The sequence below is a fragment of the Planctomycetia bacterium genome (assembly GCA_034440135.1).
In the GTDB taxonomy this organism is placed as follows: Bacteria; Planctomycetota; Planctomycetia; order Pirellulales; family JALHLM01; genus JALHLM01.
Map to the genome: position 1 here is coordinate 1 of JAWXBP010000528.1, position 10932 is coordinate 10932.

Here is a 10932-nt window from a genome sequence, read left to right on the forward strand (position 1 = left end):
GGCCAGGGCGGCGGCCAACGCAACGGCGGGGGCGGCGGGCAGCGTAACGGTGGCGGAGGCGGAGGACGTGGCGGGCGGTAGGCCACGTCGTATCTTCTGTCGATCCGCTCGATCATTTGCCTGATACGGCACTGCCAGAATAATCCCAGCAGACGCGCCCGCTTTCGCGGCACCACCTGCTCAGACGCGCCGAACTCAGGTCAACGGAATTGATCGTGCCGACTCTATCGGCCGAGTTGATCAAAATACCACCTTTGGTGGGAAAGTCTTTTCGCGTCGCCAAATCGCCAATGTATATTCCCTTAGCCGCTCGCGGTGCGCATCCCGATGTGCGCGCCCGGTGAAACATTGGCAGCGCGTTGTTCGTTTCATGACTGATACCGCTCCCGTCAAATCACGAGTCCTGCTCGTCGACGACGACCCGGCGATCTTGCGCATTCTCGGCAAGTCGCTGGAAGTGGACGGCTATTGCGTCGAGCAAGCGGCCGACGGCCTCGACGCGCTGCGGATGATCGAAGAGAATCCGCCCGACTTCCTGATCACCGACTGGGACATGCCGCGCCTCAACGGGCTGGAACTCTGTCGCCGCGTGCGGCAACTCGAATTGCCGCACTACGTCTACGTGCTGTTCGTCACCGGCAACACCGGTCAGAACGAAATGATCGCGGGACTGGAGGCCGGCGCCGATGATTTCGTCACCAAGCCGGTGAATCGCGGCGAACTATTGGCCCGACTCAAGGCCGGCTTGCGCGTGCTCGACGTCGAGCGTAAATTGACGCAACAAGCGCATACCGACGTGCTGACCGGCATCGCCACGCGACGTTTGTTCGTGAACGATTGCCGCCGGGAGTTTGATCGCGCCAAGCGGTACAACGTGCCACTTTCGTGCGTGATGTTGGACGTCGACTACTTTAAGCGCGTGAACGACGCCTTCGGGCATCCGGCGGGAGATGTCGCGCTCAAGGAGGTCGCCAGGGCGCTTTCCGCGCAATGTCGTGCTTCCGATTTTATCTGCCGGTATGGCGGCGAGGAGTTCGCTGCGCTCTTGCCGGAAACGCGCGAAGTGGACGCCGTCATCTGGTCGGAACGCGTGCGGGAAGCGATCGCTGGCCTGCGCATCAATCTCTCTGGAAAGCTCGTCGCGCTGACAGCCAGCTTCGGCGTCGCGCAAACGTCGGACGAAGTCCAAACACCCGATCAACTCATCGCCCTGGCTGACGAAGCGTTGCTGGCCGCCAAGAAGGCCGGCCGCAATCGCGTGGTAGGGCAAGGCGAATTGCGGAATGCCGTGACGGGCGATCGCGAATTCGTGGCCGCGAACGACTTGTTTCAGGACGCGCTGGCCCGCGACATCATGAGCAGCCCGGTGGCGTCCTTGCGCCACAGTTCTACCGTCGGCGAGGCGGTGGAGTATTTCCTCCGCTATCGCATCAGCTCGGCGCCGGTGATCGACGAAGCGAGTCGCGTGATCGGCATCCTGTCCGAGCAAGATTGCATCGCCACGATGATCTCGCGCGACGCTTGGAAGCGGCCAATCCATGAAGTGATGAGCCGCAACGTGGTCTGCTACGACGAAGCGACACCGGTCCGCTTGATCTACGACTTTTTCTGCCGCGTCACGCTGCGCCGCGTGATCCTGGTCCGCGACGGCGAGCCGACAGGCGTGATCAGCCGCAGCACGCTCATGCGCTGGCTTCAGCACTGGTCCGCCGTGCGGCACGGCTGGCCGGCGGTGAGCGATGCCGGCGATTTCGACGACGACGCGAATTCGCGGACACAGATTGCCAGGGGCGTCGACGCCCTGCTCGATCGTTCCCTGTCGCTCCGGGCTCGTCTGGAGAACCAGCCGAGCGACGCCGTGCCAATTCTGATCGAGGGGACGACGCAGATTCAGGAATTATGCACCGATCTCCTCGGCTATACCCGCGGCCCCACGACGCAGCGGGAAGCGCAGGATCTGGTTTCGCACTTCCTGTAAGCGGCCGCGGAAAGCCGCCTTCTCCCGCCAGCCAAGCGCTTGTCAACGCGCCGTCGCGCCACAATGATAGGGTGCGTACCGCCGCGCCCGCGGCCTGCATCCTGTCGCCGAGTTTCCTGAGGAGATCCCCTCCATGCGTTGGCAATCGGGCCGTAGAAGCGAAAATGTCGAGGATCGTCGTAGCATGCGCGGCCCCGTCATGGTCGGTGGCGGATTAGGCACGTTGGTGCTGCTGATTATTGTGATGCTGCTCGGCGGCGATCCGGCGGCGCTCTTGCAACAACAACAGCAGCAGCAAGGGCAGAATGCGCCAATTGCTCCAGACCAGCAAGGCCCACTCGATCCGGCCGAGGAACAGCTTAAGGAGTTCGTTTCGGTCGTGCTCGCCGATACCGAGGACGTTTGGACCGAATTGTTCCAGCAGTACGGGCGCCGCTATGAAAAACCCAAGCTGGTGCTCTTCTCGGGCCGAGTGGAATCCGCCTGCGGTTACGCCAGCGCCGCGATGGGCCCTTTCTATTGTCCGGCCGACGAAAATGTCTATCTCGATATGAGTTTCTTCGAGGAGCTCCATCGAAAGCTCGGCGCGCCGGGCGATTTCGCGCAGGCCTACGTCATTGCGCATGAAATCGGCCACCACGTGCAGAATCAATTAGGCGTCAGCCAAAAAGTTCAGGCCATGCGTGCCAAGCTCACCGAAGTGGAATACAACGAGCTCTCCGTGCGATTGGAGCTACAAGCCGACTTCTACGCCGGCGTTTGGGCGCATCATGCGCAGACTTCTCGCAAGATTCTGGAAACCGGTGATATCGAGGAAGGCATCCGCGCTGCGAGCGCCATCGGCGACGACCGCCTGCAAGAGCAATCACAGGGTTACGTCGTCCCCGACGCCTTCACGCACGGCACGTCGGAGCAACGCGTCCGCTGGTTTACGAAGGGATTGAAGACCGGCGACATGAACCAAGGCGATACGTTCAACGCCGAAACACTCTAGCGCAACTCCACTGGCTAGATTGTGAGTTCTTCGAGACACATCGATTACGACGTGAAGTCAACTGTAGCTGCGGTGTGTGACCTCGGCGACAGAAGGCTAGCGGAGTCGTTCCGGCGACTTGACATTCGCCCGGCCAGCGACGATAAGTGCAACGTCCCGCCGGGAGGCGAATTCTATCGCCGGCTGTCCATTGGTTGCCTAGGAATTGCCCACCATGAAACGCCTCGCCTTGGTTCCTTGCGTCGTCCTGCTGCTGGCTCTATCCGTCCGAGCTGCCGAAGTCGACACTTCCACGGTCGCCACGGCGATGGCCGCCGCCGCGGACAATTATCTGGCCTCGCTCAAGGCGGACCAGCTCCCCAAAGCGGCAATGGACTTCCACGATCCGGCGCGCCGGGACTGGCACAATATCCCCAAGCCGGAGCGCAAAGGCATCCAGTTTCGCGACATGAACGCCGAGCAGCGCGAACGGTGCCACGCCCTGATCAAGTCCGCGCTGAGCGAGTCCGGCTATGAAAAGGCCGTCAAGATCATGTCGTTGGAATCCAACTTACGCGAGGGGGAAAAGGGGCAGTCCGGCACGCCGTTCCGCGATCCGGAACGCTATTTCCTGACAATCTTCGGCAAGCCGGGCGCGGCAGGCGATTGGGGTTGGAGCTTTGAGGGACATCATTTCTCGCTCAATTTTGCCATCCACGACGGCCAAGTCGTTGGGGATTCGCCGAGCTTTTGGGGCGCGAATCCAGCCACCGTGAAGATCTTCATCGAAGGCGGTCCGGAAGTCGGCGCCCGCACATTGGCCAACGAAGAGCAATTGGCGTTCGACCTGTTGCATTCGTTCGACGACGCACAACGCAAGTTGGTGGTGATCGCCGACAAAGCCCCCGACGATTACCGCAACGCTGGTAATCCAGAGCCCCCCCGCGAACCGCCGGTCGGCCTGGCGGCCGGGCACATGACCAAGCCGCAGCAGGACAAATTCAAGGCGCTCCTGGAATCTTACCTGAGCCACCTGGCCAAGCCGCTCGCGGATCGTCGCGTGGAAGAAATCAAGTCCAGCAACCCCGGAGCGATCCATTTCGCCTGGTGGGGTTCGATCGAGCCGGGCGTCGGCCACTATTACCGCGTCCAAGGACCGACGTTCGTGCTGGAACTGGTCAACATCCAATCTGATCCCGCCGGCAACAAAGCGAACCACATTCACTCGGTCTGGCGCAACCTCAGCGACGATTTCGGCGTGGCTGCAAAATAGTCTCGCTCACACCTGCCGGAAGCGCCACCGAGGGGAAGCAAACGTTTCCAGCACTTCCACCTGCGCGCTGAAGATGTCCCCGCGCCGCAACATCGAGTTCAAGGCCCGACTCACCGACTGGGAATCCGCGCGCCGCATTGCGGCCGAAGTTGCCACGTCCAACCTGGGCGTCGAACAGCAGATCGACACTTATTTCGTCGCAGCACATGGCCGGCTCAAGCTCCGCGAGATCGTAGGGCGCGGCGCTTGGCTCATCGCCTATCAACGCCCCGATGGCCACGAGACGCGCGGCAGCGATTATCGGTTGATTTCGATTTCCGAACCAGCTGATCTCAGCGCGGCCCTTGCGACCACGCTCGGCATTTGCGTCGTCGTCCGCAAACGCCGCGAGATTTATCTGGTCGACAACGTCCGCGTCCATTTCGACCAGGTTGAGGGGCTGGGTGATTTCTTGGAATTCGAATCCGTGCTCGATCCAACCCACGACGATCGTCAAGGCCACGCCCAAGTTGCGTCGCTCCGCGATCGCTTCCGCGACGTGCTGGGCGAGCCGATCGCGTGCGGTTACGCGGACCTCGCCAGGCGCAGGCAATGCGAGACGACCGACGCCGGTCCACAGGGTTCGAACCCCTAGCGCTACGTCAAACCCTGCTATTCGGGCAAAATGATTTGAGTTTGCAGCGGGCGTCGGTGATTTTCATGTGCCATTCGACGCCGTGTAAAGTGTGGTTGACGTCGTGGGATCAGGCTGCGATTTCTGTTTGGAGTTTGGCGAGCGCGCCGAAGCGTCGTCCGGCGACGCATTGTCGCGTGAGCGAACGCGGCTCGTTCTCGGCGATGTTCAGCCAGCTGCCGTGCTTCGGCGTGTGACAGAGACGCAGGCGACGAACGACGAGAATCACCGTGGCGCATTTGGCGTAACGTCCTTCCAGCAGGCGAGCGACTTCGACGGCCCAATCGATTTTGGTTGTCGTGGTCCGCGCCGTGGCTTCGCGCCAGCCGCGGAGCGGTTCGGTGAACCTGAAAATGTTCGCCATGCCGGCGCGATCGTAGTCGTAGTCGACGCGTTGCGCGTGCCGCTTCGTGGCGGGAATCGGCGGTCGTGTTTCTTTCACCAACTGCACCGGCTGCTCATCCATGTCCGCCTTCAACAACATCTGCGCGCGCGACGCACCTTCTGACTCGATCCTTTCAACTGCTTGACCACGTCACGCAACGTCCGGCGCTCCTCCGCCGTCAACCGCACGATATACTTGTTGTTCATGGGACACCTTCGTGCTATCGGACGCTTCCCAAAAGTTAACTTTCAAGCCAACCCAAACTTCAGGGTTTGACGGAGCACTCGTGTCACATCCGCCACGTGGTTAAGCCCAGGGAAGGCCCTCATAGTCCCATTTGTAGTCCGAGACTTCGGTGGCCTTCCCTGGGCTTGAGCGGAACTCGCTAAGGAGAACGAGCGTGCGATCCCTCCGTTTCCCCCCGGCACGCGCCCACTCCCCCTCGCTGGCGCGTCGAGCTAGGATGATTGCTTGATACGCAATATCCTTCGCGAAACGGCAGGCACACGATGGCGGCTTGGCAGCAATGGTCGGTGCGGCTCGTATTGTTTTTCATGCTCGCGTCGCTTGGCGCGGACGCCCAGGCCCAAGGTTCTCGTCGAGGGAGACGCAACGTGAGCGGCGGCAAGGCCCGGGTTTACATTGGCACGTACACGGGCGGCAAGAGCCAAGGCATCTATCGCAGCGAGCTCGACCTGGAAACCGGCGAGATGTCGCCGGTTGAATTGGCGGCCGAACTGGAGAATCCATCTTTCTTGGCGATCGCTCCGGGCAACGAATATCTTTACTCCGTCAGCGAGCTCGAAGAGTACGACGGCCAGCCCGGCGGCGGCGTGGCGTCGTTCAAGATCGATCCAGACGGCGGACTGACAAAGCTCAACGAGCAACCCACGGACGGCGGCGCGCCATGCTACGTGGCCATCGACCACACCGGGCGCACGCTGTTCTGCGCGAACTACTCGGGCGGCAGCCTGACCGTGGCGCCTATCAAAAAGGACGGCACCATCGCCGTGCCGCTGCCGGTCATCAAGCACGAGGGCAGCAGCGCGGACCCGAATCGCCAATCCGGCCCGCATGCCCATTCCGTGACGATCGACGAATCGAACCGGATTGTGGTGGTCGCCGATTTAGGCCTCGACAAGCTGATGATCTATTTGTTCAGCCCGAAATTCGGCGCGGTCGGTCCGCATGAATTGCAGCCGGAAGTTGATTTGGCCCCCGGCGCCGGCCCGCGGCATTTCGCCTTCCACCCGAGCGGCAATCACGCCTACGTCATCAACGAGCTGGATTCCACGATCACGGCGCTCGCCTACGACGGCAAGGAGGGCACGTTCCGCAAGTTGGACACGGTTTCCACGCTCCCCAAGGGGGGCCACGAAGGCAACAGTACCGCCGACATCCACGTCCATCCGAACGGCAAATGGCTCTACGGTTCCAATCGCGGTCACGACAGCATTGCCATGTTCTCGGTCGAAAAAGGAACCGGCAAGCTGACAGCGATGGGCCATGAAAAAACCGGCGGCAAAACGCCGCGCAATTTCGCCATCGATCCTACGGGCCGCTTCCTGTTGGCCGAAAACCAGGATTCCGACACGATCCGCGTCTTCAAGATCGATCAGGAAACCGGCAAGCTCACAGCCACGGGACAGGACCTCGAAGTACCTTCGCCGGTCTGCATCCAAATGTTCCCCATCGACGGCGCGAGCGGCAAATTGAGATTGCCGGGCCGCTAGTCGTCGAACGTCCACGCCAACTCGAAGCACCAGCGAGGGAGCGAAGTCGTCGCGACACAGCCATACTGCGCGCTGAATCGCGACTTCCTGTTCCGTCCGCTCCCCTCGCTCGCCGCAGACGGGATTTGTTCCCGCACTCTTTCCACGCTCCGGGCGGCCCCTTACACTCAAGAAGTGCCGGGCCAGGCCGAATGGTGATTGGCCGCCGGTTGCCGGCGGCTGGCGTCGTAGGAACGAGAGAACTGAGGCACGCTTTCGATGCACTGCGCGAAGCTTGAACGGACGTCGATGCGCCGGGATGCCATCCATCGCCTCTGGATGATGGCGGCCGTGGTGTGCGTTTGCTTGCCGCTCACCGGCTGCGGCGGCTGTACAAGCACGCCGACGAATCCGAACGGCCAGCCGAAGACCGCCGACGAACTGGAACAGGAACGGATCGATCGCGCCACGCGCGAACAAAAGGAAAAAGCCGAAGCGGAAAAGCCGGACTTCGAACTACTCGCGCTGCATACGCGGCCGAGCACGCTGGCCACGATTGATAACTCCACCAAGCTCGGCCATTGGGGCAGTGCCACGGTCGACGCACGGGCCAACCGCGAAGATTTCAACGGCGAACTCCAGGTCGAAGCGGTCGACATCCAAGGCGAACCGCTGACGCTCAGCCGTTCGACCTACACGTTGGCGACATTACGGCCCGTGCAGCTGGCTAAGAAACAGAAGAAAAATCTTGAGATCACCTACTTCCCGCCGACAGGACTGCCCAGCTTTCGCTTGAAAAGTACGCTGACGTTTCCGTTCCGCGGCCGCCCGGCGGGAGCCTCCACGATCGACCCGATCAACCTGATGCCGGCGCATCAGTATCACCTGCTGGTGTTGTCCGGCACGCCCGACGCTTACGCGTTCTTAAAGGCCATTCCGGCGGTACGAGCGCCGTCGTCGCACTTTACGGAAGCGGGCGTCGCGCCGCACTATCGCGTGCAATCGCCGCAAGTGCGTGCCTATGTACCGCTGGCTTCGAGCGCGCTCAAATGGACGACGGTTGCATACATCGTTTGGGACGATTTCCAGCCCAACAAGTTGCAGCCCTCGCAGCAAGAGGCGCTCATCGACTGGCTCCACTGGGGCGGGCAACTGGTGATCAGCGGGCCGACGTCGCTCGATTCTTTGAAGACGAGCTTCCTGGACGAATACCTGCCTGCCGACGCTACGGGCGCGCGCGAATTGGATCAGGCCGCGTTGAACGTGCTCAACACCGAGTTCCGCCACGCCGGTCCGGAGCTAGCCGTCCCTCGGCCCTGGAGTGGCGTGACACTAGTCCCGCGCCCGGGCGGGCAGTTTGTCGAAGGGAGCAATGAACTGGTCGCGGAAGGGCGCGTGGGCGCTGGCCGAATCGTCGTCACGGCGTTCAGTCTCACGCAGCGCGATTTGCGCACCTGGCCGGGGCTTGATGAACTGACCAATGCCTGGCTCCTTAAGCGCGACGCACGGGTGTTTACTCCGCCGGTCGGCGTCGAAGGCGCCACGGTCGCCTGGAAAGACACCGGTTCGCCTTTCGATCCTGAAAAGGGCTCGCGCGTTCGTTTCTTCACGCGCGATTGGCTCACCAAGGAAGCGCGCACGCAGTACGTGGTTAGCCAGAGCGTGGCCGAAAAAGGGACGGATGCCGTCGTCACGCCTTACGGGCAGTTTAATGCGACCCCGTATGGCGCTGACATCGCGCCGCCCAACGGGCCGGGCGTCGCCGGCTGGAACGATTTCAGCGACGCCGCGATGCTCGCCCGCAAATCGTTGCGCGACGCCGCTGGCATCAAAGTGCCGAAACGCGATTTCGTGCTCTGGGTGTTGGGGACCTATGTCCTTGTGCTGGCGCCGCTCAACTGGCTGCTCTTCCGCATGATCCGCCGCGTGGAATGGGCTTGGATCGCGGTGCCGGTGCTCGCCGTCGGCTTCTCGATCGGCGTCATTCGGTTGGCGCAGCTCGATATCGGCTTCGCGCGTTCGACGACGGAATTGGCCGTGGTCGAGATTCAAGGCGCGCACAACCGGGCGCATTTGACGCGCTATACGGCGATGTATTCGTCGCTGGCCTCGACGTACGATCTCGAATTCAGCGATCCCGGCGCGCTGGCGCTGCCATTGGCGGCAGAAAAAGAACTATTAAGCGGCCAGGCGATTCGCCCCGTCACGTATTGGCGCGATTCGACGGTGCGATTCACCGATTTCAACGTCTCCTCCAATTCCACGGGCATGGTCCACAGCGAGCATCTGTTGGACCTGGGCGGCGGACTCCGCTGGGAAGCCCAGGCTGACGGCACGTGGAAGCTGGTCAATGGCACCCAGTACGAGTTGAAAGGCGCCGGCATCGTCGGCCCGCGCGGCGTCGCCTGGATCGGCGACCTCGCACCTGGCGCACAGGCGACGCCGGCGTTCGTCGATCCCAAGCAACTGCCGGAGGTTTCTGAGGACGAAGAATTCGCCGACGATGAAGAAGCCGAAGCGGACGCCGACATCAAGGACGAGCAAAAGAACCTGTACTTCAACGAGCGCGAGACCTCGCCGCAAACCAGCCGCGATATCGTCGCTGGCAAGCTCAGTCTGCATCAGCTCGTCGAGTTAGCCGAAGCCACGGCCGCGCCGGGCGAAACCCGCCTCGTCGCCTGGACCGAACAGGAACTGCCGGGATTAAAGATCGATCCGCCGGCCGCGCAGAACCGCCGGCTCACGTTGGTCGTAGCACATTTGGATTACGGCGCCCTCGCAGTTCCGCAGAAGGACGCCGTGGCCTGGCTCGACGTCGTCCCCGCCAGCGACGCCCACTTCGCCGATCCCAACGAGGACGATGACGAATAGCCGTAAGTTCTGTCAGTACGCGAGAATACTCCGTTCACTCTTGATACGTGGCAATTAATTCCATCGACCGCCCGACGAGGAAGACGCGAACTCCATGATCGAATTGATTGATTTCGGTAAGAAGTACGGCGACTTCACGGCGGTCGAGCGACTGAACCTCAAGATCGAAGCAGGCGAACTGTTCGGCTTCATCGGCCCCAACGGCGCTGGCAAGAGCACGTCGATTCGCTTTCTCGCCACGCTCCTCAAAGCCACGCACGGCGAAGGCATCGTCAACGGCCATAGCGTGACGCGCGACCCGATGGGCGTCCGCCGCAGCGTCGGCTACATGCCGGACAACTTTGGCGTCTACGACGGCATGAAAGTCTGGGAATTCCTCGATTTCTTCGCGGTCGCCTACCAGATTCCTCGCGGCAAGCGCAAATCGGTCATCAGCGACGTGCTGGAACTGCTGGACCTGACGCACAAGCGCGACGACTTCGTGAACGGCCTCTCGCGCGGCATGAAGCAGCGGTTGTGTCTGGCCAAAACGCTGGTTCACGATCCGCCGGTGCTGATTCTCGACGAGCCCTCCAGCGGCCTCGATCCCCGGGCGCGCCTGGAAGTGAAAGCGCTGCTCAAAGAGCTGCGCCGCATGGGCAAGACGATCCTCATTTCCAGCCATATTCTCACGGAATTGGCCGATACCTGCACGTCGATCGGTATCATCGAACGCGGTCAACTGCTGATGCACGGGCCGATGAAAGAAGTCTATCGACGCATCCAGCGCAATCGCATTCTGGATATCAAGTTCCTGGAGCGCGCGGATATTGGCATGTCGATCCTGCGCAGCATGCCGGAAACGTTGGACGTGCAAATGGACGGCGATAACCGGGTCACCGTGGAAATCGCCGGCGACGATACGCTCGTGGCGAACCTCCTGGAACGCCTGATCCGCGACGGCGTCCGCATGCACTCCTTCGGCGAGAAGGACCCGACGTTGGAGGATGTGTTTATGCTGGTCACCAAGGGACTGGTGATTTAATGACGAAGTGCACGTCTCGGAGCGCCCCGCGAAACACACTAAC

Annotated in this window: 8 protein-coding genes; 7 read left to right on the forward strand and 1 reads right to left on the reverse strand. The window is 61.7% G+C overall.

What is annotated here, in order from left to right:
- Positions 1-370 precede the first annotated feature (370 nt).
- From SGJ19_29485 to SGJ19_29500, 4 genes are all read left to right on the forward strand, one after another.
- Entirely contained in the window at positions 371-1978 is a 1608-nt protein-coding gene (locus SGJ19_29485; protein ID MDZ4784398.1) for a diguanylate cyclase, read from the forward strand.
- Between the two features lie 133 nt (positions 1979-2111).
- Entirely contained in the window at positions 2112-2972 is an 861-nt protein-coding gene (locus SGJ19_29490) for a neutral zinc metallopeptidase (GenBank protein MDZ4784399.1), read from the forward strand.
- Between the two features lie 214 nt (positions 2973-3186).
- The gene (locus tag SGJ19_29495) at positions 3187-4224 is read left to right on the forward strand and encodes a DUF3500 domain-containing protein (GenBank protein ID MDZ4784400.1); all 1038 of its coding nucleotides are present in this window, start codon (positions 3187-3189) and stop codon (positions 4222-4224) included.
- A 73-nt stretch (positions 4225-4297) separates the two neighbouring features.
- Positions 4298-4858: a class IV adenylate cyclase gene (locus SGJ19_29500; protein ID MDZ4784401.1), complete on the forward strand. Its 561-nt coding sequence runs from the start codon at positions 4298-4300 to the stop codon at positions 4856-4858.
- A gap of 109 nt (positions 4859-4967) precedes the next feature.
- Here SGJ19_29500 and SGJ19_29505 read toward each other — a convergent pair whose 3' ends face one another.
- Complete coding sequence (locus tag SGJ19_29505) at positions 4968-5381, reverse strand: hypothetical protein (GenBank protein MDZ4784402.1); 414 nt, start codon at positions 5379-5381, stop codon at positions 4968-4970.
- Positions 5382-5791: 410 nt separating this feature from the next.
- Between SGJ19_29505 and SGJ19_29510 the strand changes: the two genes are divergently transcribed.
- From SGJ19_29510 to SGJ19_29520, 3 genes are all read left to right on the forward strand, one after another.
- Positions 5792-7015, forward strand: coding sequence for a lactonase family protein (locus SGJ19_29510; GenBank protein MDZ4784403.1), 1224 nt, complete (start codon positions 5792-5794; stop codon positions 7013-7015).
- A gap of 258 nt (positions 7016-7273) precedes the next feature.
- On the forward strand, positions 7274-9865 hold the full coding sequence (locus SGJ19_29515; GenBank protein ID MDZ4784404.1) for a hypothetical protein: 2592 nt from the start codon (positions 7274-7276) through the stop codon (positions 9863-9865).
- Between the two features lie 94 nt (positions 9866-9959).
- Positions 9960-10889, forward strand: coding sequence for an ABC transporter ATP-binding protein (locus SGJ19_29520; protein MDZ4784405.1), 930 nt, complete (start codon positions 9960-9962; stop codon positions 10887-10889).
- The last annotated feature ends 43 nt before the right edge of the window (positions 10890-10932 follow it).